This is a genomic window from Brevibacillus sp. GCM10020057 (assembly GCF_042683565.1).
In the GTDB taxonomy this organism is placed as follows: Bacteria; Bacillota; Bacilli; order Brevibacillales; family Brevibacillaceae; genus Brevibacillus.
The window spans coordinates 758,814-782,361 of record NZ_JBHUJW010000043.1; the positions used below are offsets into that span (position 1 = coordinate 758,814).

The window sequence follows — 23,548 nt, forward strand, 5'->3', positions numbered from 1 at the left end:
CGTCCTTCACAAGAGCATCCGATGCGGCTCTTCCAGATATTTACGCAGCGTTTGCAAAAATTCGGCTGCCGGCGCCCCGTCCAGTACACGGTGGTCGAACGTCAAGCTAAGAGGGAGAATGCTCCGCCGCTGGACTTGTTCGCCGATGAATACCGGCGTATCCTGTACGGAACCCACGCCAAGTATGCCTGCTTCCGGCGGATTCAGCACAGGGGTGAAGAACTCGACGCCGTACGCGCCAAGGTTCGTGATGGAGAAGGTAGAGCCTTGCATCGCTTCCATGCCGAGAGTCCCTTCCCGCGCCTGCGCAGCCAGCGCCTTGATCTGGCGAGAGAGCTCAAGCAATGAGACGGTTTCGGCATGCCGAACGACTGGTACGACCAGCCCTTGCGTCAGTGCAACGGCTATGCCCAGGTGGACGTGCCCGAAACGATGGATGCGGTCATCGATGAAGGCGCTGTTGATTTCCTTGTGCTTTTGCAGCGACAGAACCGCCGCCCGCGCGATGAGATCGGTCAAGGTCAGCTTTGTGTCATACTCGTTTTGCGTGAACTCGTTCATCTTCCTTTGCAAAGCGATCAGCTCCGTGACATCAGCCCGTGCCGTGATGGTAAGCTGCGCGCTTTCCTGCAAGCTGGCCAGCATCCGGGAAGCGATCACTTTTCGCATGCCTGTGACCGGCAGCTTCTCCACCGTTTCCTCGGAAGTGACGGCGGCTTTTGCGGAGACGCCCGCTGACTGCTTTTCTTCTGCTGCCGATTCCTGCTTCGCTTCCCGTTCCGCGATCGCCTTTTCGACGTCTTCCTTGGTGATCCTCCCCGCTGGACCTGTTCCGACGAGCGATCCTACGGGGAGACCCGCAGCCTCTGCCAGCTTGCGTGCGACCGGGGAAATTTTCACTTCCTTTCCGCTCGCCCGATTTTCCCCGATCGCGGGCGCCTCATCCGTCGCCGCGGGCTCCTCCTTTTTCTCGGGCGCACCCATCTCGACCGTCGCCGTTGCGGCCGTTTCTTGTACAATCTGCTCGCTAGGCTCCCCGATATAGCCAATGACCGTCCCCGGCGGCACTCCCTCCCACTCTGGCACAGCGATTTTCAGCAAGACGCCGTCGGCTGGCGCCTCCAAATCCGCCTCGATTTTCTCTGAGCTGATGCTGGCGATTACTTCACCCTTGGATACGAGATCGCCGACCTGTTTATTCCACTGGGAAACCGTTCCCTCTTTCATCGCCATTCCCATCTTCGGCATGAGCACTTCTACTGCCATCGGTTTTCCCTCCGTTTTCGTTCTGGATCAGACGCTAAGCAGCGATTTGTCGCCGAGCAGTTCGGAAACTGCCTGGATCACTTTTTGCGGCGTCGGCAAATACAAATCTTCCAGCACTGGTGAAAACGGTACCGGCGTATGCGGTGCCGTGATCCGTTTGATCGGCGCATCCAGACTGTCGAAGCCTTTGTCCGCGACCAAGGCCGCAATGTCTGTCGCGATGCTGCAGCGCGGATTCGCCTCGTCGATGACGATCAGCCGGTTCGTCTTTTTCACGGAGTCCAGAATCGCATCCTCGTCAAGCGGCGACAGGCTGCGCGGATCGACGACCTCTGCTTCGATTCCTTTTTTGGCGAGCTGCTCCGCTGCTTCAAGAGCCGTGTGCACCTGTTTGCCAATCGCGACGATGGTCAAATCCGAACCGGTGCGCTTGATGTCCGCCTTGCCGATCGGAATGGTGTAATAACCGTCCGGCACCTCACCTGTCATGTTATAGAGCGTCTTGTCCTCGAAGAAGATCACGGGGTCGTTGTCCTCAATGGATGCCAAGAGCAGCCCTTTCGCGTCGGCAGGGGTGGACGGAACCACCACCTTGATACCCGGAATGGCCGTGAACAGCGCATACAGGCTTTGCGAATGCTGCGCCGCTGCCCGGAATCCGGCGCCGTGCATCGTACGGATCGTCACCGGCACCTGCGCCTTACCCCCGAACATGTACCGGAACTTGGCCCCCTGGTTCAGCACCTGGTCCAGGCAGCTCCCGATGAAGTCGTTGAACATCAATTCCGCAATCGGACGCAGACCCGTGGCCGCAGCAGCCATCGCCGCACCGACAAAGCCCGCTTCGGTAATTGGCGTATCCAGCACGCGCTCACGGCCGAATTCCTGGACGAGCCCTTTCGTCACCCCGAGCACGCCTCCCCATGCCTCTTCATCCTGCAAATGGTCGACCTGTGCTCCCCCGGCGACGTCTTCGCCCATCAAAATTACGTTTTCGTCCCTGCGCATGGCGAGTTTCATCGCCTCGTTGATCGCCTGCGACATGCTCATTTTTTGGCTCATGTTCGCCTTCCCCCTTTGCTCTCATCGGTTCAGTATGATACGTATACGTCTGTCAGCAGCTCGGACGGCTGCGGATACGGACTGTTTTCCGCAAACGCGACTGCTTCCTCGACCGCTTTGTCAACCGCTGCTTCGATTTCATTCAGCTCGGTTTCTGAAAACAGCTTTCCGTCGAGCAAATCTTTGCGGAATTTGTTGATCGCGTCTTTTTCCGACAAATGCGCCTTCCTGTCTTCTTCTTTCTTGTACTTTTGGGCGTCGCCCTCAAAATGGCCGTAGTTGCGATACGTCACGCACTCGAGCAGCGTCGGCCCCTCTCCCCGGCGCGCTCGCTCGATCGCCTCCTGTGCCGCCTGGTACACGGCCAGCACATCTTTGCCGTCCACCCGGATGCCGGGAATGTTGTAGGCGATGGCGCGGTCCGCGATCGTTTTGCAGCTGGAGGCGTACGTAAACGGCGTGGCTTCCGCATATCCGTTGTTCTCCGCGACAAACACGGCGGGTAGCTTCCAGATGGCAGCCAGGTTGATGCCCTCGTGGAACGTCCCCTGGTTGTTCGCTCCGTCACCGAAGAAGCAGACACTGACAGCGCCTGTCTGTTTGTACTTCGCTGTCAGAGCAGCACCGCACGCCAGCGGATAGCCACCTCCAACGATGCCGTTTGCTCCGAGCATTCCTTTGTCCAAATCGGCGATGTGCATGGAGCCGCCCTTTCCTTTGCAAAGCCCTGTGGCTTTGCCGTAAATCTCCGCCATCATGCGGTTCAGGTCGCACCCTTTGGCGATGCAGTGGCCGTGGCCGCGATGCGTACTGGTAATGGTGTCCTGGTCGTCCAAATGCGCGCAAAGCCCCACCGCGATGGCCTCCTCCCCGGCGTATAAATGGACGAATCCGGGGATTTTCCCTTGTCCGAACAGATCGTGCACCTTGTCCTCAAACTTCCGGATCTCTAGCATTTTTTGGTACATCCAGGCGGCCTTTTCACGGGACAACGGAATCCCTTTGACTTGCTGATCCACTTTCGTCATTTGCGTATCTCCTCCTCGAACATGTTTGGTTGAGGTCAAGTCTTTGACAAAGGAGATAACGCAAAAAGGATGCCAACTGCCGAAGCCGGTCGCATCGCGCTTTTTTGTATCCGCTTTCCTATTTGCAGGGAACAAAAGTGGACACCTGTCTCGTTTTGTCTCCTTTTGTACACGGGCTCAACGCGTGCCTTTGGACGGACTGACGGGATTAAGGGGTCGAGCGCACTTTTTGGAAAGCTCGTGAAGGAACATGTGCGTAAAACGCCAAAAAACCTTCCCGGCGTTATACCAGGAAGGCTTCAGCTGCAAATTTTGTTCGTTCAGAATGACGACCAGCGCCGCGCCTCTTGTTTGGGGGGAGGAAAAAGGTACTGACCTGCAGCCCGAATCTCGCACAAAAAAAGACGCAACTCCTGAGAGATTGCGTCTTCCTTTTGTCCGGTCCCTACATCGTGTTCCCTTCCTGTTCGGCCTTGCCGAGCCGATCCTGGAACACCTTGCCCAATTGCCCGATGTCCACTTCCCATTTTTCATCCTTGTAATAAACGGTCGCCTTGGACTCGCCTTTTTTCCCTACGATTCGAATGCTCGCCGTCCTGACTTCATAGCTGCCATCCGGCTGAAACGAAATGTCTGCATTCGCAAGTTCTCTATCCAGCACAGGCTTGATCGTCTTGTCGACCACCTCCTGCGTGGCTTGCACCGTTTTCCGTCCCATCTGGATCACTTCTTCCGGGCTGAACTGGAAGAAGAGGACGAGCACGACGCCAATGACCACAAACAGGGAAATGATGCGAAAGAGCCTGCGCACGATCCACTGGGCTGCCATGATGGCGACGACGATGAGAAGCGCCACCGGCCAGTAATCTTTCGCCAGCTGCAGAAGTTGTTCCACGTTGATCACTCCTTCACTCGCCATTCTCGCCAAAAATCCGGGGTAGGTATTCATGCGAACGTGAATGGCAAAGGAATGTATTCGTGATAAGGCGCGGGATCTCCTGCTTTTTCGCGTGTCCACTCTCTCAATCGCCTGCAGGCAGCCCTGCCCCGATAGACTTGCTCTTGCTATCAGATATGCATTTTGTTAACATAATAAAAATTATGTAACTATGCTTGCCAATTCATTTTCCACCCTCGGCTGCGGCAAACTCAAAAGCCGAACCTGCTGCCGGTCCGGCTTTCCCATCATCTGCGCAACGATCGCTGCAGTCTGTTACAACGTGCGCTTTTCAGTTCCCCCGCAATTGCGAAGCCTTGCTTCCCGCTTTAGCATGCTCCCTCTGCGCCTCAGATATGCGTGCATACTTTCGCTCTTTTTCCTCTTGCCCCCTCGTCCGGGCCAGGTACATCGCGTATTCCAACGGCCTGCTAATCGCCTGTCTGTACTGCTTGAGCGCCCCCATCTCGCGGAACACTTCTCGCGCAGGCTTCGGATTAACCTCGATCAGCCAGGGACGTCCGTTGACATCGATGCCGATATCCAGGCCGAATTCCACCATCCGACCGAAGTGATTCTCCAGCGTTTCTGCTGTCTGATAGGCGAGCTGCTCGCAGTCTCGCACGATTTCAGCGGTGCGCGCCTCTCCAAAGCGTGGGCGCAAAAACTCCGGAACAGGCATCGCCTTGCCGCCCCCGTGCAGGTTCGACGTGGCACTGCGCTCTCCTCCAACCCGCATGCCGTGTCCCGTGACGCACCAGTCGCCATTGCCGTCTTTTTGGATCAGCAGACGCATGTCGACCGCCCGCTTCGGCACGAGCTGCAGACGCAGCCCTTGCTGCACGATGAATTTTTCCGCCCTTGTCCAGCGATCCACGAAGCGCTGCAACGCCGCCGGCTGCTTGATGATCGTCGAAATTTTTGCCCGCTTCCTGTCTCGCCCCAGCAGGCGATAGCCTTGCTCCGACCGCTCGATGGACAGGATGTTGCGTCCGCCCGTCCCGTTCAGCGGCTTGACGTACAAAAACGAATGCCGCCCCAGCATCTTTACGAGATTGGCGCGGTTGTAGAGCAAGGTCTCCGGCAGCCATCTGTGCATCCGCTCGTCCCGCTCCAGCACCTCATGCACGCGCCATTTGTTGGCCAAACGGTTGTTGGCGTACAAGAAGTTGCTCGTGCGCCGAAACGCCACGTACTCTTTGAAGGCTTGTGTCGGGGTATAGCGAAAGCGGTCAAAGACGGCGTCCGGGCGGTCAAAAATACGCGCCTGCCAACGTCCGTTCGCGTCCAGTACAAATCCCCGCACCTGCTTTCCCCCGGCCAGCACATCCTTTGGGGAAAACAAAAAGACCGTGCTTCCCAACTCTTGCCCCGCCCGGAGCAGCCGCCGGAAATAGGCCGGTTCCGCAAAACGCTTTCCTTCCCGCCAGGTCAGAACGCCGATAATGGGTCGTTTCATCACTCCACCACCTCTCGATTCCTCCCTGGCAGTTTATTCTGTTCAGGCTGACGGGGGCACTTATCGCAGCTTCTTTTCCAATGCCGCCAGATCGGTCGGCAGCGCAGCCGACACTTCCACGAGCTGGCCGCCAAACGGATGCTCGAACCGTAGCCGTTCGGCGTGCAGAGCCTGTCTCGCAATCTGATCGCGCTGTCCTCCGTACAAAGCGTCGCCCATGAGCGGATGCCCGATGTAGCTGAGGTGGACGCGAATCTGATGTGTGCGCCCCGTCTCCAGCCTGCATTCGATCTGCGTCCCGTGCGAGTACCTTTGTCGCACCTTGTAATGGGTGACGGCTCTGTCGCCACTCGGCGTCACGCGGCGCCGGGTGGGGTGATTGCGGTCTTTGCCGATCGGTTCATCGATTTTACCGCTGTCCCTGGCTACCTGACCGTGGACGAATGCTACATAGGTCCTTGTGATCGTGCGCTCCCGCAGCATTTCGTCCAGCAAGGCCGCCGCCCACGGATGCTTTGCGTACAGCACGACTCCTGACGTATCCTGGTCCAAGCGGTGCACATGGCGGACTTTCACTTGCTGACCCGTCCGGGATAAGTGGCCCGCCACCATGTGATCGAGCGTGCGGCGATGCTGCGGCTCCGTGGGATGCAAAAGGATTCCTGCCTCTTTTTCCACGATCAGCAGATGATCGTCTTCGTACAGGACGGACAGCGGCTGCATGATCGGCTCAATCCCGAGCGGCTCAGGCTGGCACAGGCGCAGGCGAAGCTCCTGTCCTTCCCGGACGGTTGCGTGCTGCATAGCAGCCTGACAGTCGAGCAGCACTTCTTTATGCTGAAACAAAAGATGGACCTGCTTGCGAGGCAGCTTCCATCCCTCTCTGAGCAGGTTTCCGATTGGAGCGTCGGCGTCGGCGGCAGTCAAGCGCGTGACGAGCCACTCCCCTTCTTTTTTCATGGCTTGCATCGTTGTCATGTCTCCCTGCTTTGTCGTGCCTGCTCCTCAGGCTTGCTCCAATCCTTTGCTCACCTGAATGGCACGATCGAGAAAGTGCTCGATTTCCTCGCGGCTCTTGCCCAGCTTGCTGACGAAGCGCACCAGCTCCTTGCCTTCCTGAAAAGCGATGAAGCTCGGAATCCCGAACACGTCCAGCTTTTGCGACAGCTCCGGCAGCGTATCGCGGTTCACGGCGATCATGTCCAGCTCCGCCTTGTACTTTTCTTCCACGGCTGGCATGAACGGATCGATTCGGTGGCAGTCCGGGCACCAGTCTGTATAAAATTTCACCACTACCGGCTTGGCAGAGGAAATAGCTTGTTCAAAATCGACTTCGGTCTTTACTTCTCTCATGTCTGTTCCCTCCCAGAAATGTTCTTGACATAGTGTATCACAATCGCAGCGCGAATGTGTATTCGGAAGTGTCGAAGCAGGCCAAACAGCCCGGCTTGCCTCTTCCCATCAAATATGCGCCCCTTGCTCCACGAGGTTCTGCACGAACGCTTCCCCCGGACGGGACAGCGGACGGTCCTTGCGATACGCCACGACGAGGGTGCGATACGGCTTGGAAGTCAGGCGCACGTATGCAGGCGGTGCCACTGTTCCCGGGGCAAGTGCGATCATTTTCGGCGCGAAAGACAGCCCCATACCTGCGGCCACCAGCGACTGCACGGTCTGGATGTTGCTGCTTTCAAACACGATGCGCGGACGAAAGCCGGCCTGCTCACAGAGCCGCAGCGAGATCGTGCGGAAGCCTTGCCCTTCCTTGAGCAAAATAAACGGCTGATCCGCAACTTCCGCGAGGTCGATCTCCTCTCTGTCCGCCAGCGGATGCTGCGGCGGCAAGGCCAGAAAGATGTCCTCGTTGATCGCCGGTATAATTTCCAGCGACGGGTCGCTGATCGGCATGGTCAAGAGGCTGACGTCGATCTTTCCTCGCACCAGCAGCTGCTCCAGATGGCTGGACGTATCCTCTATCAACTGCAGCTCCACGCCGGGAAACTGCTGGGTAAAAGCAGAGATGACCCGAGGCAGGACGTACGCTCCCGTAATAGGGAGACTGCCGACCAAAAGTTTGCCGCTCTCACCGACGGCATAAGCGCGCATCTCCCGCTCCAGTCCTTCCGACATGTCGACCAAGGTCTGCGCCACCTGGACAAACCGCTGACCCGCATCTGTCAGCTCCACATGCTGGGGCAGCCGATGGAACAAGCTGACGCCGAGCAGTTTTTCCAGTTTGGCAATCTGTTGGCTAAGCGATGGCTGGGCCAGGTGCAAGCGGTTGGCGGCTCGGGAAAAGCTGCGTTCTTCGGCCACTGCCAGCACATAGCGAATTTGTCGTAACTCCATAAAAACCTCCCGATAGGCAAAAACTATCCTTCTCATAATTATTATATCTTTGTACTATTTCCTTTGCCATGATACAACCTTGATAAGAGTTTCGCACGAAGGAGGAATCCACACTATGAAAGCTCGCACCATGTTTGAAAAGATTTGGGACAATCACGTGATTCATGAGGAGCCTGGAAAACCAAGCCTGCTGTACATCGACCTGCACCTCGTTCACGAAGTCACTTCCCCGCAGGCGTTTGAAGGACTTCGCATGGCCGGACGCAAGGTTCGCCGCCCCGACCTGACCTTCGCGACGATGGACCACAACGTGCCGACAGCAGACCGTTTCAACATCAAAGACCCGATCTCCCGTCAGCAGATGGAAACATTGACTGAAAATTGCAAGGAGTTTGGCATTACGCTGGCAGACCTGAACAGCCCGGACCAAGGGATCGTGCACGTCATCGGCCCTGAGCTCGGCCTCACCACCCCCGGCAAAACGATCGTCTGCGGCGACAGCCACACGTCCACTCACGGTGCTTTCGGCGCGCTCGCATTCGGGATCGGCACGAGCGAAGTGGAGCACGTTCTGGCGACGCAATGCCTGCAGCAGCACAAGCCCAAAACGATGGAAGTGCGAGTCAACGGCGAGCTTCCTTTCGGCGTCAGCGCAAAAGACTTGATTTTGGCGATTATCGCAAAATACGGTACTGATTTCGCTACGGGCTACGTCATCGAGTATACCGGAGAAGCTATCCGCAAGCTGACGATGGAAGAGCGCATGACGGTGTGCAACATGACGATCGAAGGCGGTGCCCGCGCCGGTCTGATCGCCCCGGATGAAACGACTTTTGCCTACCTGAAAAACCGGCGCTACGCTCCGCAAGGCGAAGACTTCCTCGCAGCGGTCGAGGCCTGGAAGCAGCTGTGCACGGACGAAGGAGCAGAGTTCGATACCGTCGTGGAAATCGATGCGTCCGAGATCGCTCCGCAAGTCACTTGGGGCACAAGCCCGGGCATGGGTACGAGCATTACCAGCACGGTGCCAGATCCCGCATCCTTTGAAACTGCCGCGCAGCGCAAAGCGGCACAAGACGCTCTCGCCTACATGGGGCTTGAGCCTGGCACACCGATGAGCGAAATCAAAATCGACCGCGTGTTTATCGGCTCCTGTACCAACGGCCGCATCGAAGACCTCCGCAAAGCGGCTGAAGTGGCAAAAGGACGCAAGGTTTCCCCTTCCGTTCACGCCATGGTCGTCCCTGGTTCACAGGCAGTCAAACAGCGCGCCGAAGAAGAAGGCTTGCATCTCATCTTCCAGGAAGCCGGCTTTGACTGGCGCGAATCCGGATGCTCGATGTGCCTCGCCATGAACCCGGACATTCTCTCGGAGGGCGAGCGCTGCGCTTCCACCTCCAACCGGAACTTTGAAGGCCGTCAGGGACGCGGCGGACGCACGCATCTCGTCAGCCCGGAAATGGCAGCAGCGGCAGCCATCGCGGGCCACTTCGTAGACGTGCGCGAATGGAAAAAGGAAAACGCGAGCAAGGAGGTATTCCAATAATGAATCCATTTGTCATCCATACCGGACTCGTCGCCCCGCTCGACCGTGTCAACGTAGATACAGACGCCATCATCCCGAAACAGTTCTTGAAGCGCATCGAGCGCAGCGGTTTTGGCCAGTTCCTTTTTTACGAATGGCGCTTCAATGTAGACGGCAGCCCCATTGAATCGTTCGTCCTGAATCAACCGGCGTACAAAGATTCGACCATTTTGCTGGCCCGCAACAACTTCGGCTGCGGCTCCTCCCGCGAGCATGCTCCCTGGGCCCTCACCGACTACGGCTTCCGCGCTGTGATCGCACCGTCTTTCGCGGACATTTTCTACAACAATTGCTTCAAAAACGGCTTTTTGCCCATCAAGCTCAGCGAAGAACAGGTAGATGAACTGTTCAAGCGTGCCGAGGGACGGGAAAACTATCAGTTGACGATCGACCTGCACGAGCAAGTCGTAAAAGACAATGACGGACTCTGCTATAAGTTTGAAGTCGATCCTTACCGCCGCTACTGCCTGTTGAACGGCCTCGACGACATCGGGCTTACCCTGCAGCACGAAGACAAGATTGCCGCCTACGAGGCGGCCAGGCGCTAAGCGGCACAATTGTTGATTGGCAAACAAAAGAGAGGCGAAGGCACGGGTAAGGTTGTGCCTTCGCTTTTTCTATCTGGGACGGACGATCCCACGCTATTCCAAAAACAGATTCATGAGGAGCTCATCGAAATAGGTGTCCCCTGCTTTCAAGGCTCGCTTCTCCAACCCGTACACGGCAAATCCCATTTTTTCGTAAAATCGAACCGCTGCGGGATTGGACGCGACGACAGCAAGCTGCACCTGATCGACGTCACCGAGTTCACGCAAGTACGCCAAGGCGGCGTTCATCAGCCCTGCCGCCATTCCTGAGCCGCGATGCGCTTCCCTCACGTACATGGAAACGATCGCCGCCTTGTGCCGTACTTTCTTTCCTTTTTGCCGGAAGTAGCCGATCGTGCCTACGATTTCTCCATTCACTAAGGCTCCGAAGTAGCCACTTTCCCTTGGTGCCGTAAATCTTTCCTTCCATTCCGCGAGCGTTCGCTTTTTCTCGTCCTCGTACGTTGCCCCGAACGCGTTCGGTTCATTTTGCAGGGCCTCGAGTCTTATTGCAGCAAAAGCTTCTGCATCCTCCGGCCCAAGCTGTCTGATCTCCATCCCTTGCCCCTCTCTCGCTGCTTTCCCACTAGGCTGTCTCGCTTCCGTCCGCTTCCATTAGCCCGAATGCTTGGAGCGCCTGCTCGCGCAATTTGAACTTCTGGATTTTGCCGGAGGCCGTCATCGGGTATTCGTTCACAAACTGGATGTACTTCGGAATTTTGAAGCGGGCGATCTTGCCGTCGCAGTAAGCCAGCACTTCCTCTTCTGTCAGCGTCTCGCCCGGCTTCACGCGGATGCACGCCAGCACCTGCTCGCCGTATTTCGGATCAGGGACGCCGACGATTTGCACGTCCAAAATTTTCGGGTGGGTATACAGAAACTCCTCGACCTCGCGGGGATAGATGTTCTCGCCGCCTCGAATGATCATGTCCTTTAAGCGGCCGGTGATCCGGAAGTAGCCTTCCTCGTCCATGGTCGCCAGATCGCCGGTGTGCAGCCAGCCCTCCGAATCGATAGCTTTCGCCGTCTGCTCGGGCATGTTGTAATAGCCTTTCATGACCAGATAGCCGCGCGTGCACAGCTCGCCCTGGACGCCCGGAGGCAATGTCTCGCCTGTGACCGGATCGATGATTTTCGCTTCGACGCCTTCGTGGACCCGTCCGACTGTCGTCACCTTGCGCTCGATGGAATCTTCGGGCACGGTCTGCGTAATGACCGGAGAGGACTCCGTCTGCCCATAGGCAATGGTAATATCGCGTATCCCCATTTTGTGGACGACGTTTTTCATGACCTCGATCGGGCAGGGCGAGCCAGCCATGATCCCTGTGCGCAAGGAGCTGAGATCGCGCTGTGCAAACGTCGGGTGGTTCAGTTCGGCGATGAACATCGTCGGAACGCCGTACAGAGCCGTGCAGCGCTCTTTTTCCACGACCTCCAGCACGGTCCCGGGATCGAAAGCGATGACAGGTGCCATCGTCGCTCCTGTTGCCACGCATGCGAGCGTCCCCATCACGCAGCCGAAACAGTGAAAAAACGGAACCGGAATGCACACTTTGTCCTGCTCGCCAAGCCGCTGGCACTGGGCGACCTTGATCGCGTTGTTGACGATGTTGCGGTGGGAAAGCATGACCCCTTTCGGAAAACCTGTTGTCCCGGAGGTGTACTGCATATTGATCACATCGTCGGGGTACAGCGTCTGCTGCCTTGCGATGCGCTCCTCTTCGCTGACCTGTCCGGCCCGCTCGAACAGATCACTCCACAAAAACATGCCGGGCTGACGCTCTTCGCCGATGTAGATGACATTTTTCAAGTGAGGCAGGCGCGCCGATTGCAGCTGCCCAGGCTCGGCTTCGGCCAGCTCCGGACATATTTCCCGAATCATCTCCAGGTAGCTTGCATCCCGGTACGAATCAATCAGGAGCAGCGTCGTCGACTCCGATTGCCGGAGCAAGTATTCCAGCTCATGCGTCCGATAGCTGGTATTGACCGTCACCAGCACCCCGCCCATCTTCGCGGTTGCAAACTGGGTGATGACCCACTCCGGCACATTGGTCGCCCAGATGGCGATGTTTTCGCCTTTTTGAATGCCCAGGGACATGAAGCCTCTCGCTGCCTGGTTACAAATGTGCTGGAACTGGGAGTACGAGTAGGAAAGTCCACTCTGCTGATAAACGAGCGCTTGTTTGTCCGGATAACGGCTCGTCGTCTCATCCAACAAATCACCGATTGTAATCTCGCGCAGCATGTAAACACCTCCGAATATTCAGACGATTCCAATCTTTCAATGGAATGATTCGCCCTTCTCCAGCGTATTCCTCCTGGAAAAAGAAAAAGCGTCCCGTGATCGGAACGCATTTTCCTCACTTCACGACGAACTTTTGCGTAGCTTCGATCTTGTACGGTAAATGGTTGCTGTAGTTGAGCTCCACTCGCAGCTCGTGCTCGCCCTTGGGCAGCTTTTTCAGCAAAAATTCCGGTTGGTAAATCATGCCTTTCGCTTCGCCGTCGATAAACAGATGCGCGTGGCCCTGGCCAAACACCGGCTGCTGGCTCATGTCGTCCGGGACAAACTGGAAGTTTTTCGTGAGCAGCGAAACTTCTGCGGTAGTCCCGTCCACCTTGATATCCATGTTCAAGGATGGCTTTGCCGAGCCCGTCGGCGGCTCCATAGGTACAGTCGACGCGGTGACGCTCTCGTCTGCCGATCGATACGGATCAGAGGCGTGCAGCGGGTCTTTTACCAATAACACGATGCCCGCCACCAGTACGACCAGGAAGACGATCCCGCCCAGAATGAGGTTGCGCATACTGATGATAAAGACCTTCATGTCTCTACTCTCCCTTTCGCTCGTGCTTGTCACTTATTTGTACATGCATACGCGAAAATACAGAGAGTTAGAAGCAAAAATTTCTAGCAGTTAGCGATAGTTGATAAATTGCACATCCAGCGGAAGGTCTGACTTGCGGAGCGCCTGGATGATCTGCTGCAGATCGTCCTTGCTTTTTCCCGTTACGCGGATCTGGTCGTCCTGAATTTGCGTCTTGACCTTCAGGCCGACCTCCTTGATGATGCTGTTGATTTTTTTCGCATTTTCCTTGTCGATGCCCTGGATCAGCTTGACGCGCTGGCGCACCGTACCGCCTGCCGCCGGCTCCACCTTGCCGAAGTCCAGATTTTTGATGGGAACGTCACGCTTGACCAGCTTACCGAGCAAAATGTCTTTGACCTGGCTGAGCTTGAATTCGTCGTCCGAGACGAGGACCAGCTCTTCTTTCTCCAGCGAAATCTTGCTTTTGCTCCCTTTGAAGTCGAAGCGGTTCTCGATTTCCTTGAGTGCTGTATGGACGGCGTTGCTGACTTCCGACAGATCGACCTTTGAGACAATATCAAACGAGCTTTCCTTGCTCATGCAAAGACCCCTTTCCGATATTCCGAAAGTAGCCCCGAGACTCGCCTGCAGCTAGATGGCCCGCACAAGTCCGCCGTCCACGAGGAACGATTGTCCGGTCACGTAGCTGTTGGCAGGCGAGGCGAGGAAGGTGACCATGCGCGCAAACTCGTCCGGCTGACCGTAGCGGCCGAGCGGGATCATCTTTTCAAATCTTGTTCGCACTTCGTCGGCGTCTGCCCCTCGCTTCTGTGCATCCAGTGCGTCCAGCTGCTTCACGCGGTCTGTCGCGATCCGTCCTGGCCCGACCGTGTTGATCAGGATGCCGTCTGGGCCGAGCTCTGCGGACAGCGTCTTGGCCAATCCCAGCACGCCTGTGCGAAACGTGTTGGAGAGGATCAGATTATCCAGCGGCTGTTTGAAAGACGACGAAGCGAAATTGACGATCCGGCCGAACTGATTGGCGCGCATATGCGGGAGCACAGCGCGGATGGCGCGTACGTAGCTGAGCAGATTCAGCTCGAAGGCGTTGATCCAGTGCTCGTCGGAGAGCTGGTCGAATGTCCCTGGGGTCGGGCCGCCCGAGTTGTTGATCAAAATATGTACGCCGCCGAAATGGCGCACGGTCTCGTCCACCACACGCCGGATGTCTTCGTCGCGGGTCACGTCGGCGGTCACGGCGAGGGGTGCCCTGCCTGTCTCCTGCTCGATTTCCGCCCGCACGACCGCAAGCGCGGCTTCATCGCGGCCGCAAATGGTCACGTTCGCACCTTCCCTGGCGAGGCAAATGGCGGTCGCCCTCCCCAGTCCTTTTGACGAGGCGAGAACGATCGCCGTCTTGTCTTGCAATTGCAAATCCATGTCCATTCTCCTTTCATGACGCCTTTCAGTCTATCCTTATGACTTCGCTTTTATTCTACAGAACTTTCTGACAGACGAAAAGCAAGAGAAAGAGGAAAACACACTCCTCTTCTCAGCTTGCACGCTCACCTACAGCTCGGTAGGCTGCAGCTTTGCCTTATCCGCTCGCTTCTGCAGCCGTTTGGCCAATCGTGCTTCCCGGCGTGCCTGCCGCTTTTCCTTGGCTCCTTCAAACAGCGAGTAGAGCACCGGGACCAGCACAAGCGTCACGATCGTGTGAAAGATCAGCCCGGAAATGACAGCAGTGGCGAGGGGCGCTTCCAGATCGGAGCCTTCCGCCATCGCAAGCCCCATCGGGAGCATGCCCAAAATCGCTGTCAGCTTGGTCATGATGACCGGGCGCACCCTCTCCTTCGTGCCCTGGACAATCGCCTCTTTCAGGTTCATGCCGCGTCCCCGCAGCAGGTTGATCCGGTCGATCAGCAAAATGGCATTCGACACGACGATGCCGACCAGCATGATGATCCCGATCATCGCCATCTCGCCAAACACGCGCTGCGTCAGGATGAATCCGGCCACGACGCCGACGAGTGCCATCGGAATGGTCAAGAGGATGATGAACGGCTGGGAGAGGCATCCGAACTGCGCGACCATGACGACGTAGATCAAGGCGAGCACCCCAGCAAACACGAACACCCCTTGTGTCATGTTGGCACTCTGCTCTTTCAGCTTGCCGGCTACTTCGACCGCATAGCCAGCCGGTACGGCAAGGCCAGGCAGCTTTTCTGCGATCTGCCGCCCAACCGTCCCCAGGTCACTGCCCTGCAGCTCTGCGGAAACGGTGACGATGCGTTCGCCTTTTTCGTGGGTGATGACGACAGGAGATTTGCTGTACGTCCAGTCTACCAGCTCTGCCAGAGGCACCTGATCCCCGCTCCGGTTTTCGATCATCAGGCTGCGCAGCTGGTCGGGATGCTTGAGCCAACTGTCAGGCAGCTTCGCGACGACGTCGACCTCGATTCCGTCCCTGGTAATGGTGGTAATCGGCTGCTCGCCAATCATCGTGCCAAGCTGTTGCAGCATGGAGCGCGGGTCCACATTCAGACGGGACATCGCTTCCTGCTTTGGCACGAGCGTGACCTTTTCCTTGCCATCCTTGAAGTCGTTGCGAATGTTGTTCACGCCGGGTATGGCGGCAAGCATGCCTTCGACGTCTGCTGCGAGCTTGCGCATCTGCTCCATGTCGTCTCCCTTGATATCGAGCTGGATGGGAGCATCTGTCCCCTGCCCGCCAAAGTTGGTGGAGATCGATTCGATGCCCGGGATCGCCTTCAGCCGCTCGTTGATGTCCGCCGTCAGTGCTTCCTTGTCGCGCTGACGCTCGCTTTTCGGACGCAAAGAAATGAAGATTTCCGAGTTTTCTTTGGAGGAGAAGAAGAAGACGTCCTTCACCTCGGGTATGGCCCGCAGCGCCTGCTCACCGGCCAGCGCGGCTTGCTGGGTCCGCTCCAGCGTGGAGCCGACAGGCATGTCGATTGTGGCGAACACCAGGTTTTCGTTCGCGTCAATGCCTTGCCCCATCTTCATAAACGGCGTCATCATGCCGGCTGCGACGAACGCGATGAGAGCGATCAGCAGCGCCTTGAAGCGGTGGCGCAGCGCCAGCTCCAGCAGCCTGCCGAACCAGCGGACGATGGCCTGCTCTTTGGCTTGGCCTTCCAGCGACACTTGTTTGTCTTTTTGCAAAAAACGGTCGGAAAAGACAGGGACGAAGAAAAATGCCGCGATCGTCGAAGCGATAATGGCGGAGGAGACCGTAAAGGCGATGGTTGCCAAAATCGGCTTCAGCCAGTCTTCAAAATCCGCAAAGATGAGCGGCAAAAAGACAATGATAATCGTCAATTGCGAAGTAAAAACGGGCGTCAGCACTTCCCGGGTCCCTTTCACGATCGCCTGCTGCAGCGGTTCGCCCTTTTCCCGGAAGTGGTAAATGCTCTCCAGCACGACGATGGCCGCGTCGACGATCAATCCGACCGACAGGCTAAGCGAGAGCAGCGTGACCATGTCGATGTTGTACCCGCCGAGCTTCATGGCAATAAAGGTGAGGAGTGCAGACAGCGGCAATGTCGTCGCAATGACCAGCGTGACCCGCCAGTTGCGCAAAAAGACGAACAGGATGATAATCGCCAGCGCGCCCCCGATCAGGACGTCACGGCTCAAATTGGTCACGGCGTGCTGGATGTACGAGACAGCTTCCACCATGACTTTCATCTCGTACTGCCCGTTTGCCTCCGCGTTGATTTGCCGAACGACTTCCTCGACCTTTCCCTGGGTGCTGATCAGATCGCTGCCGTCTGCCCGTTTGACGCTGATATGGATAAAGACATTGCCATTCGTCAGCGCCACGGAGTCCTTTACCTGCCCCCGCAAGTCCTGAATCTGTGCCAGCTGCTTGAGCGGGACAGTCCCTTTTGGCGTCTCGATCGGCAGCTCCGCAATCTCCTGCACGGTGCTGTAGGAATCATCCACCATGACAACGGTGTCAAAGCCGGCATTTTCCAGCGTGCCTACCGCTTGCTTCCAGTTCGTCTCCTGCAGCTGCCCGATGACTTTCAGCGCTGTCACCCGGTACGCGCCAAGCTGCTCGGGACGCAGCGTCACCGCGATCTGGTTTTCAAAGCTGCGGTCGGAGATTTCCACCTCCTTGACGCCGGGGACGGCTTCGATCCTGTCTTTGATGGTCGTCTTCGCCAGACTGAGCATCGACTGCGGATCGGCGCCGACGAGCGCGTAATCGATCAAGGCATCATCCCCGAAGTTCATCTGGTTCACTTCTACCCTGTCGATCGCCTTCGGAAAGCCGTTTCGCAGCCGGTTTACGGCATTTTGCACGTCCTGCTTGACTTTTTCCCCAGCGCCTTCCTGGGCGGTAATTTGGATACTGACGGAGCCTGAGCTGGAAGAAGAGGAATATTCCTTGATTTGCGCGATCGATTTCAGCTCTTGCTCGATCTTTTTCGTGACCTTTTCTTCCATCTCTTCCGGCGGGATCGCGCCTCCGGATATATTGACGGTCAAGATCGGGAAGTTCGTCTTCGGAACCAGCTCGATGTTGAAGCTGAGCAGCGAGCCGATGCCCGCCATGACGATCAGAAACGTAAACAGGTAGACAATGAGCCTTCGTTTCAGCAAAAAGAGAATCATCTTGTTCATCCCGCTATTCTCCTTTCGCCGCTACTTTTTGCCCCTCGACGTAAAACGTAATGCCTGAGCGCAGCAACAAGTCCCCTTCTTTGACCCCCGACAAAATCTCGATCTGGTCGCCTGCCATTTGTCCGGTTTTGACTTCCTTGCGTACCGTAAGGCCGTTCTCGACTGCCATCACGTAATGCTGGGACTGGCTCACGCCTACACTTTCCAGCGGCACGAGGAAGCCGCTGACCTTGCGCGGCACCTCTACCGTCGCCGTCATTCCGCCGCGCCAGTAGCTGTCCGGATTGGCGACCGTCACCTCCACCCGGTATTTGCCCGTCTCTTTATCAACGACGGGGGAAATGAAAGTGACCGTCCCTTCGCTCTTCTTACCGTCGCCCGACATGATCTGCACGTTTTCCTTTTCATGGAATTGACTGATCAGGTCGCCAGCGACATCCAGAGTCACTTTCACTTCGGACAAGTCTACCAAATGAATGATGCCCTCACCGGGGGAAGCCTGCTCGCCCGCTTGCTTGAACACATCCACGACCGTTCCGGCAAAGGGAGCTTCGATTTTTGCGTCGTCGAGGTTCTTTTTCGCCCGCTCCACCTGTCCGGTTGCCTGCTTGATGGTCGCATCGGCAACGGCGACATCTTCTGGCTGCGCCCCTCTCATCAGCTCATCCAGGGCCAGCTGCGTATTCTTCGCAGCGATTTCCGCATGTGTCAGCGCCCTTTTCCGGTCATTTATCTCGCTTAGCGAAATAGCGCCGCCAGCAAGCAGCTTCTCCCCGATTGCAACGTCCTGCCGCGCTTTTTCCAGCTGGCTTTGTGCGCTTTTGACCTGCAAGCGCTGTTGTTCAATCGCCTCGGCCGTTGCCCCCTTGAGGGTCTGAACTTTGCGTGCAGCCGCCTCTGCTACCTGGCTCGCTGCCACTTCCACTTCCTTTTGATAATACCGGGTGTCCAGCGTTGCCAGAAGCTGCCCTTGGCCGATTCTCGCGCCTTTGCCGACCGAGATAGCCGAGATGGTCCCGCCTGTGGCGAAAGGCAGCACGACATCCCGCTTCGCCTCTACCATTCCGGTCACGCTTACCCATACGGGGCCGCTTGCCTTTTGCACTTTCACGACCTCTACCAGTTTTGCCTTCGCCTCTGCTTGCGGCGGCGCTTCCGGAGCCGGCCCGCACGCAGTCGTGGCGAGCAACAGGAGAGCCATAATCATCGATGCTCTTTGTTTCACCTGAATTCCTCCAAATAATTCGCAATCATTTCCTTGCCTCATTGTGCCAGTTTTTCCCTCTCGCCCAAAAGAGCCAGCAGGTGGAATTTGTTCTCCGTCCAAAGGCGGAGAGGGCCAGCCGATCCGCAAGACATCCATATATACGAATGGCATTGGGAAAAGTTACCGCTTTTCAAGGATATTGCGAACAAATGCAAAAAAGAGCAGCCGAGGCGACTACTCTTTTTGACTTGCAACTGCCCTTGCCATCGTCTTTACTTTTCTGCGACCAGCTGCTCCATTTCCTCCAGCAGCTGCTGGAACACGGCCATTCCTTCGCGGATCGGCTCGGGTGTCGTCATATCCACCCCTGCCGCCTTCAGCAGGTTCAGCGGGTAATCGGAGCTGCCGCTCTTCAGGAAATTCAGGTAACGTTCCACTGCAGGTTGCCCTTCCTCCAAAATTTGCCTCGAGAGCGAGGTCGCGGCGGAGAACCCGGTGGCGTACTTGTAGACGTAGAAGTTGCGATAAAAATGAGGAATCCGCGCCCACTCCAGATCGACCTGGCTGTCTACGACCATGTCCGGACCGTGGTAAGCCACGTTCAATTCGCGGTATATCTCGCTGAGCGAATCGGCTGTCAGCGGTTCGCCCTGCTCTTCCTTCTCGTGCACGATCTTCTCAAATTCGGCGAACATGGTCTGACGGAACACGGTCCCGCGGAACTGCTCCAGGTAGTAGTTAATCAGGAACAGACGCTCATTTTTGTCCGTCGTCTTCTCCAGCAGATGATGCATGAGCAGGGCTTCGTTCAAGGTCGAAGCCACTTCCGCCACGAAAATCTTGTAATCGGCATACGTGTAAGGCTGGGCGTGGTTGGAGTGGTAGCTGTGCAGGGCATGCCCCATTTCGTGCGCCAGAGTAAACATGTTGTTCACGTTGTCCTGGTAGTTCATCAGCACGTATGGATGCGTGGTGTACGCTCCCCACGAGTAGGCACCGCTCGTTTTGCCCTCATTCTCGTGCACATCGATCCAGCCGTTGGAGAATCCCTCCTCCAGAACGCGGCCGTATTCTTCTCCCAGCGGCCGCAGCGCCTCCTTGATCGTCGCGACCGCCTGCTCGTACGGAATTTTCATGTCTACATCAGGGACCATCGGCACGTACAGGTCGTACATGTGCAGCTCGTCGACTCCGAGCAGCTTTTTCCGCAGCGCGATGTAGCGATGCATCAGCGGCAAATGCTCGCGGATTGTGGCGATCAGGTTCTCGTAGACCGACAGCTCCACATTGTCTGCGAACAGCGCAGCGTGGAGTGCTGACGGATACTTCCTAGTACGGGCGTGGAAGACGTCACCCTTGATGGCAGACGTGAGCGAGGCTGCAATCGTATTGCGGAACTTGCCGTAGGTAGCGTACAACGCCTCGAAGGCTTCCTTGCGCACGCGTCTGTCCTTGCTTTCCATAAAGTGCGTGTAGCGTCCCTTCGTCAGCTCGACTTCCTCGCCGTTTTCATCCGTAATCATCGGGAATTTCATGTCGGCATTGGCGAGCATCCCGTAAATCTTGCTGGGCGCAGATGACAATTCGCTCATATTGGCGAGCAGCGCCTCTTCCTCGGTAGACAGCGTGTGCGGCTTGAAGCGCGTGATCTCCTCGAGCAAAATGCGGTAGTGCGCAAGGCCCGGCACATCGGTAAGCCACTTGCTTAGCTCCTCCGAAGGAATGGTCAAAATTTCCGGCTGTATGTACGAAATCGCACCGTACACCTGGGTGCTGAGGCTCGTCGCCCGATCCGTCAAGCCTTGGTACTTGCTGTTGGCATTGTCTTCATCGCGGCGCATGCGCGCGTAGACGTACACTTGATCGAGCGTCTGGAGCACCTCGTCCTGCAGCTTCAGGGCATCCAGCAGCTCCTGGCCGGACTGGCCGAGCTTGCCCTTCATGCCGGCGATTTGCTCGGCGAGCTGCCTTGCTTTTTGCACATCTTTTTCCCAGTCGGCGTCCGTCGCATAAATATCTTCGAGACGCCACTTGAATTCGGCAGGGATGTCACTGCGTTTCGGCAGTGTTTTGCTTTTGTTCACCACGATCACTCCCTTTGTCATTTGCTTATCTGGTGAAATCATCCATATGCTTATCCTATCGCATTATGCCTCCCGGTTCAAATCATAGCCTGCCGCCCGTACGTTTCCAGGCAGAAGAAAAGCCAACTTCTCCCGTCTGGAAAAGTCAGCTTCTGCCTACACCCGTATAGTCGAATCCGGCTTCCTTCAGCTCTTTTGCCGGCCATGCATTGCGCCCGTCGAACAATACGGGAGCCGCCATGGCTGCTTTTACTTCCTGCCAATCCAGGCGCACGCACTCTTTCCACTCGGTAATGAGCAGCGCGGCATGTGCTCCCTGGAATGCTTCGGCTGCGGTAGCCGTATAGTGGACACGAGGGAAAAGCGCGCGGACGGCAGGCATCGCGATCGGATCGTAGGCGGTCACATGGGCTTCTGCCCGTTGCAGCGCATCCAGCACTTTCAGGGCTGGCGCTTCCCGAATGTCATCCGTGTCCGGTTTGAAGGCAAGGCCCAGAACAGCAATGGTTTTTCCGCGCAGCTCGCCCAACCGCTTTTGCAGTTGCCCCAAAAACCAGGCGGGCTGCGTCGCATTTACCTCTCGCACTTGTTCGAGAATCGTCAAAGGGATTCCGTGATGACGGGCAAGCTGCAGCAGGGCAATCGTGTCTTTCGGAAAACAGGAGCCGCCGTAGCCGACGCCTGCCCGCAAAAATTCAGGTCCGATCCGGCTGTCCAGTCCCATCCCCTGCGCCACCGTCACGATGTCTGTACCAAGTGCGGCACATAGTCTCGCCAGTTCGTTCATGAACGAAATCCGGGTCGCCAAAAAAGCGTTGGATGCGTACTTGATGAGCTCTGCGTTGGCTCTGGTCGTCGCTACTCGCGGAGCCGCCACCCCTTCGTACAGCTGCTCCAGCGCTGCCGCCGCGTCCGGATGATCGGTCCCGACGACGATGCGCGATGGCTGCAGCGCGTCCTGCAGAGCGCTTCCCTCCCGCAAAAACTCGGGATTGGACGCCACGTGGACGCCTTTGAAGTCCCGCAGCTGTTCGGCGATCCTGTCACCCGTTCCGACCGGGACTGTGCTTTTGATGACGATGACACGGCTGCGGGGGCTGGCCTGCTGCAGCTTGGCAATGTCAGCAACAGCGCCTTGCAAGTAGGACAAATCAGCAGTTCCGTCTGCAGACTCGGGTGTCCCGACACAAACAAACAAGATTTCCGCATCCTGCGCATCCGCGATGTCCGTGGTGAAGTTCAGCGTCCCTTGCGCCAGCATTGCTGCCAATGCTGCTTCCAGACCCGGCTCATAAATAGGCGACTTTCCCATGCGCAGCTGGTCCACTTTCGCTTTCACCAGATCGATCCCAAGGACCTCATGGCCGTTCATCGCAAGTGAAACAGCCGTCGTCACTCCTACATATCCGGTACCGATAACGGCAACCTTCATGCTTTCACCCCATCATTTTTTCATTACGCGCAGGTACAGCTCTTCCAGCTTCTCGCGCTGCCTGTCGATGTTATGGTTGCGTTCGACCTTCTCCCGAGCCCGCTCAACGACCTGCGGCCATTCCTCCTGCGAGTCCAGGACGCGGTTGAGCATGCGTCCCAGTTTGGCCGGTGCCCGCTCTGGCACGAGATACCCGGTCTCCTTGTGTTTGACCAGTTCGGGAATGCCCGCGTGATGCGTAGTAACGACAGGTCTTCCGGTTGCCATCGCTTCCATCAGCACGTTGGGAATGCCTTCCTGGTCTCCGTTTCGCGCCGTTTTGCAGGCGATCACGAACAGGTGGCATCTCGCCATTTCCCGTTGCACCTCTTGGTGTGGCAGCGCGCCTTTGAGCACGACCTGCTTCCCGAGCCGGTATTTTTTTATCAATCGCCGCAGCTTCGGCTTTTGATCGCCCTCTCCCACAATGACGAGCTTGGCGCGTGGATGCTTTTTCCGCACGCTGGCGAACGCCCTGACCAAGGTGTCCATTCCTTTTTTCTCCGTCAACCGTCCCACGCTAAGCAGCCGAAAAGCGCCGTCTTCCACAGGCTGCGGCGGCAGCATGGGAAACTTGCGCAGATCGATTCCCGACCGGATCAAGGTAATTTTCTTCGCAGGACAGCCAAGCCGAATCAACCGCCGTTTCATATGATCGCTGACGACCGTAAACGCTTTGCCCTTACGAAAGAGCTTCCTTAGCGCTTTCCTGTACCGGGGATTGGTCCGGACCCGCTTGGTGGCGTCAAATCCGTGAAAAGACGTGATGAGCGGAATCCCAGTTTTGCGGGCGAACGGAAGCAACTCCAGCCCGGCAGGTCCGAATCGCGCGTGCAAGCACTTGATCTTCCGTTTTTTCAACCATGCGGAGAGGCCGGCCATACGCTTGCGGACATAGACCGGCGAAAACGGGAACTGCTTGCGGTTAAATGGACGCTGCCGGGTTAATACCAGCGGCTTTACCTGACGAAGTCCCAGCAACTGCTCGTAAATAAACGTTTCGCTTCTCGGCAGAAATTTTCTTCGGTAGACGAGCACCCGATGCATGCA

Annotated in this window: 20 protein-coding genes; 2 read left to right on the forward strand and 18 right to left on the reverse strand. The window is 56.9% G+C overall.

What is annotated here, in order from left to right; all coding sequences use genetic code 11:
* Positions 1 to 6: 6 nt before the first annotated feature.
* The 8 genes from ACFSO0_RS17365 to ACFSO0_RS17400 form a co-directional block, all read right to left on the reverse strand.
* Positions 7 to 1,266 carry a dihydrolipoamide acetyltransferase family protein gene (locus tag ACFSO0_RS17365; RefSeq protein ID WP_376882320.1) on the reverse strand — a complete coding sequence of 420 codons (1,260 nt, stop codon included), beginning with the start codon at positions 1,264 to 1,266 and terminating at the stop codon, positions 7 to 9.
* A 27-nt stretch (positions 1,267 to 1,293) separates the two neighbouring features.
* Positions 1,294 to 2,328, reverse strand: a complete 1,035-nt coding sequence (locus tag ACFSO0_RS17370; RefSeq protein ID WP_376882322.1) for an alpha-ketoacid dehydrogenase subunit beta — start codon at positions 2,326 to 2,328, stop codon at positions 1,294 to 1,296.
* Between the two features lie 29 nt (positions 2,329 to 2,357).
* Complete coding sequence (locus ACFSO0_RS17375; protein WP_376882324.1) at positions 2,358 to 3,356, reverse strand: thiamine pyrophosphate-dependent dehydrogenase E1 component subunit alpha; 999 nt, start codon at positions 3,354 to 3,356, stop codon at positions 2,358 to 2,360.
* Positions 3,357 to 3,801: 445 nt separating this feature from the next.
* Positions 3,802 to 4,251 (reverse strand): hypothetical protein, encoded by a 450-nt coding sequence (locus ACFSO0_RS17380; RefSeq protein WP_376882327.1) that lies wholly within the window; start codon positions 4,249 to 4,251, stop codon positions 3,802 to 3,804.
* A 334-nt stretch (positions 4,252 to 4,585) separates the two neighbouring features.
* The gene (locus tag ACFSO0_RS17385; protein WP_376882330.1) at positions 4,586 to 5,752 is read right to left on the reverse strand and encodes a YheC/YheD family endospore coat-associated protein; all 1,167 of its coding nucleotides are present in this window, start codon (positions 5,750 to 5,752) and stop codon (positions 4,586 to 4,588) included.
* Positions 5,753 to 5,812: 60 nt separating this feature from the next.
* Positions 5,813 to 6,721: an RluA family pseudouridine synthase gene (locus tag ACFSO0_RS17390; RefSeq protein ID WP_376883247.1), complete on the reverse strand. Its 909-nt coding sequence runs from the start codon at positions 6,719 to 6,721 to the stop codon at positions 5,813 to 5,815.
* Positions 6,722 to 6,757: 36 nt separating this feature from the next.
* Positions 6,758 to 7,105 carry a thioredoxin family protein gene (locus ACFSO0_RS17395; protein WP_376882332.1) on the reverse strand — a complete coding sequence of 116 codons (348 nt, stop codon included), beginning with the start codon at positions 7,103 to 7,105 and terminating at the stop codon, positions 6,758 to 6,760.
* Between the two features lie 108 nt (positions 7,106 to 7,213).
* The gene (locus tag ACFSO0_RS17400; protein WP_376882334.1) at positions 7,214 to 8,101 is read right to left on the reverse strand and encodes a LysR family transcriptional regulator; all 888 of its coding nucleotides are present in this window, start codon (positions 8,099 to 8,101) and stop codon (positions 7,214 to 7,216) included.
* Positions 8,102 to 8,216: 115 nt separating this feature from the next.
* On the opposite strand from ACFSO0_RS17400, the gene leuC reads away from it, so the two are divergent.
* Positions 8,217 to 9,647, forward strand: a complete 1,431-nt coding sequence (gene leuC / locus ACFSO0_RS17405; protein ID WP_376882336.1) for a 3-isopropylmalate dehydratase large subunit — start codon at positions 8,217 to 8,219, stop codon at positions 9,645 to 9,647.
* The gene (leuD, locus tag ACFSO0_RS17410; RefSeq protein WP_376882338.1) at positions 9,647 to 10,234 is read left to right on the forward strand and encodes a 3-isopropylmalate dehydratase small subunit; all 588 of its coding nucleotides are present in this window, start codon (positions 9,647 to 9,649) and stop codon (positions 10,232 to 10,234) included. The genes leuC and leuD overlap by 1 nt, the downstream gene beginning before the upstream one ends.
* Before the next feature lie 93 nt (positions 10,235 to 10,327).
* Here leuD and ACFSO0_RS17415 read toward each other — a convergent pair whose 3' ends face one another.
* The 10 genes from ACFSO0_RS17415 to ACFSO0_RS17460 form a co-directional block, all read right to left on the reverse strand.
* A complete protein-coding gene (locus tag ACFSO0_RS17415; protein ID WP_376882340.1) occupies positions 10,328 to 10,831 on the reverse strand; it encodes a GNAT family N-acetyltransferase in 504 nt (167 codons plus the stop codon).
* Positions 10,832 to 10,859: 28 nt separating this feature from the next.
* On the reverse strand, positions 10,860 to 12,518 hold the full coding sequence (locus ACFSO0_RS17420) for an AMP-binding protein (RefSeq protein ID WP_376882342.1): 1,659 nt from the start codon (positions 12,516 to 12,518) through the stop codon (positions 10,860 to 10,862).
* Between the two features lie 115 nt (positions 12,519 to 12,633).
* Positions 12,634 to 13,101: a hypothetical protein gene (locus ACFSO0_RS17425; protein WP_376882345.1), complete on the reverse strand. Its 468-nt coding sequence runs from the start codon at positions 13,099 to 13,101 to the stop codon at positions 12,634 to 12,636.
* Positions 13,102 to 13,191: 90 nt separating this feature from the next.
* Positions 13,192 to 13,683 carry a YajQ family cyclic di-GMP-binding protein gene (locus ACFSO0_RS17430; protein ID WP_376882347.1) on the reverse strand — a complete coding sequence of 164 codons (492 nt, stop codon included), beginning with the start codon at positions 13,681 to 13,683 and terminating at the stop codon, positions 13,192 to 13,194.
* Between the two features lie 51 nt (positions 13,684 to 13,734).
* Positions 13,735 to 14,523, reverse strand: a complete 789-nt coding sequence (locus tag ACFSO0_RS17435; protein WP_376882350.1) for an SDR family oxidoreductase — start codon at positions 14,521 to 14,523, stop codon at positions 13,735 to 13,737.
* A 129-nt stretch (positions 14,524 to 14,652) separates the two neighbouring features.
* Complete coding sequence (locus ACFSO0_RS17440; RefSeq protein WP_376882352.1) at positions 14,653 to 17,736, reverse strand: efflux RND transporter permease subunit; 3,084 nt, start codon at positions 17,734 to 17,736, stop codon at positions 14,653 to 14,655.
* A 4-nt stretch (positions 17,737 to 17,740) separates the two neighbouring features.
* Positions 17,741 to 18,961: an efflux RND transporter periplasmic adaptor subunit gene (locus ACFSO0_RS17445; protein WP_376882354.1), complete on the reverse strand. Its 1,221-nt coding sequence runs from the start codon at positions 18,959 to 18,961 to the stop codon at positions 17,741 to 17,743.
* A gap of 254 nt (positions 18,962 to 19,215) precedes the next feature.
* Positions 19,216 to 21,069: an oligoendopeptidase F gene (pepF, locus tag ACFSO0_RS17450; protein ID WP_376882356.1), complete on the reverse strand. Its 1,854-nt coding sequence runs from the start codon at positions 21,067 to 21,069 to the stop codon at positions 19,216 to 19,218.
* A gap of 103 nt (positions 21,070 to 21,172) precedes the next feature.
* Positions 21,173 to 22,459, reverse strand: coding sequence for a UDP-glucose dehydrogenase family protein (locus tag ACFSO0_RS17455; protein ID WP_376882359.1), 1,287 nt, complete (start codon positions 22,457 to 22,459; stop codon positions 21,173 to 21,175).
* Between the two features lie 12 nt (positions 22,460 to 22,471).
* The gene (locus ACFSO0_RS17460) at positions 22,472 to 23,545 is read right to left on the reverse strand and encodes a glycosyltransferase (RefSeq protein WP_376882361.1); all 1,074 of its coding nucleotides are present in this window, start codon (positions 23,543 to 23,545) and stop codon (positions 22,472 to 22,474) included.
* Positions 23,546 to 23,548: the final 3 nt, after the last annotated feature.

What these genes read in the sequence shown, in the direction of transcription:
- ACFSO0_RS17460 (WP_376882361.1), bottom strand. Translation starts at nt 23,545, where the DNA reads ATGCATCGGGTGCTCGTCTACCGAAGAAAATTTCTGCCGAGAAGCGAA.
- ACFSO0_RS17440 (WP_376882352.1), bottom strand. Translation starts at nt 17,736, where the DNA reads ATGAACAAGATGATTCTCTTTTTGCTGAAACGAAGGCTCATTGTCTAC.
- ACFSO0_RS17375 (WP_376882324.1), bottom strand. Translation starts at nt 3,356, where the DNA reads ATGACGAAAGTGGATCAGCAAGTCAAAGGGATTCCGTTGTCCCGTGAA.
- ACFSO0_RS17415 (WP_376882340.1), bottom strand. Translation starts at nt 10,831, where the DNA reads ATGGAGATCAGACAGCTTGGGCCGGAGGATGCAGAAGCTTTTGCTGCA.
- ACFSO0_RS17425 (WP_376882345.1), bottom strand. Translation starts at nt 13,101, where the DNA reads ATGAAGGTCTTTATCATCAGTATGCGCAACCTCATTCTGGGCGGGATC.
- ACFSO0_RS17365 (WP_376882320.1), bottom strand. Translation starts at nt 1,266, where the DNA reads ATGGCAGTAGAAGTGCTCATGCCGAAGATGGGAATGGCGATGAAAGAG.
- leuC (WP_376882336.1), top strand. Translation starts at nt 8,217, where the DNA reads ATGAAAGCTCGCACCATGTTTGAAAAGATTTGGGACAATCACGTGATT.
- ACFSO0_RS17420 (WP_376882342.1), bottom strand. Translation starts at nt 12,518, where the DNA reads ATGCTGCGCGAGATTACAATCGGTGATTTGTTGGATGAGACGACGAGC.
- ACFSO0_RS17395 (WP_376882332.1), bottom strand. Translation starts at nt 7,105, where the DNA reads ATGAGAGAAGTAAAGACCGAAGTCGATTTTGAACAAGCTATTTCCTCT.
- pepF (WP_376882356.1), bottom strand. Translation starts at nt 21,069, where the DNA reads ATGATTTCACCAGATAAGCAAATGACAAAGGGAGTGATCGTGGTGAAC.
- ACFSO0_RS17400 (WP_376882334.1), bottom strand. Translation starts at nt 8,101, where the DNA reads ATGGAGTTACGACAAATTCGCTATGTGCTGGCAGTGGCCGAAGAACGC.
- ACFSO0_RS17385 (WP_376882330.1), bottom strand. Translation starts at nt 5,752, where the DNA reads ATGAAACGACCCATTATCGGCGTTCTGACCTGGCGGGAAGGAAAGCGT.
- ACFSO0_RS17430 (WP_376882347.1), bottom strand. Translation starts at nt 13,683, where the DNA reads ATGAGCAAGGAAAGCTCGTTTGATATTGTCTCAAAGGTCGATCTGTCG.
- ACFSO0_RS17390 (WP_376883247.1), bottom strand. Translation starts at nt 6,721, where the DNA reads ATGCAAGCCATGAAAAAAGAAGGGGAGTGGCTCGTCACGCGCTTGACT.
- ACFSO0_RS17455 (WP_376882359.1), bottom strand. Translation starts at nt 22,459, where the DNA reads ATGAAGGTTGCCGTTATCGGTACCGGATATGTAGGAGTGACGACGGCT.
- leuD (WP_376882338.1), top strand. Translation starts at nt 9,647, where the DNA reads ATGAATCCATTTGTCATCCATACCGGACTCGTCGCCCCGCTCGACCGT.
- ACFSO0_RS17370 (WP_376882322.1), bottom strand. Translation starts at nt 2,328, where the DNA reads ATGAGCCAAAAAATGAGCATGTCGCAGGCGATCAACGAGGCGATGAAA.
- ACFSO0_RS17435 (WP_376882350.1), bottom strand. Translation starts at nt 14,523, where the DNA reads ATGGATTTGCAATTGCAAGACAAGACGGCGATCGTTCTCGCCTCGTCA.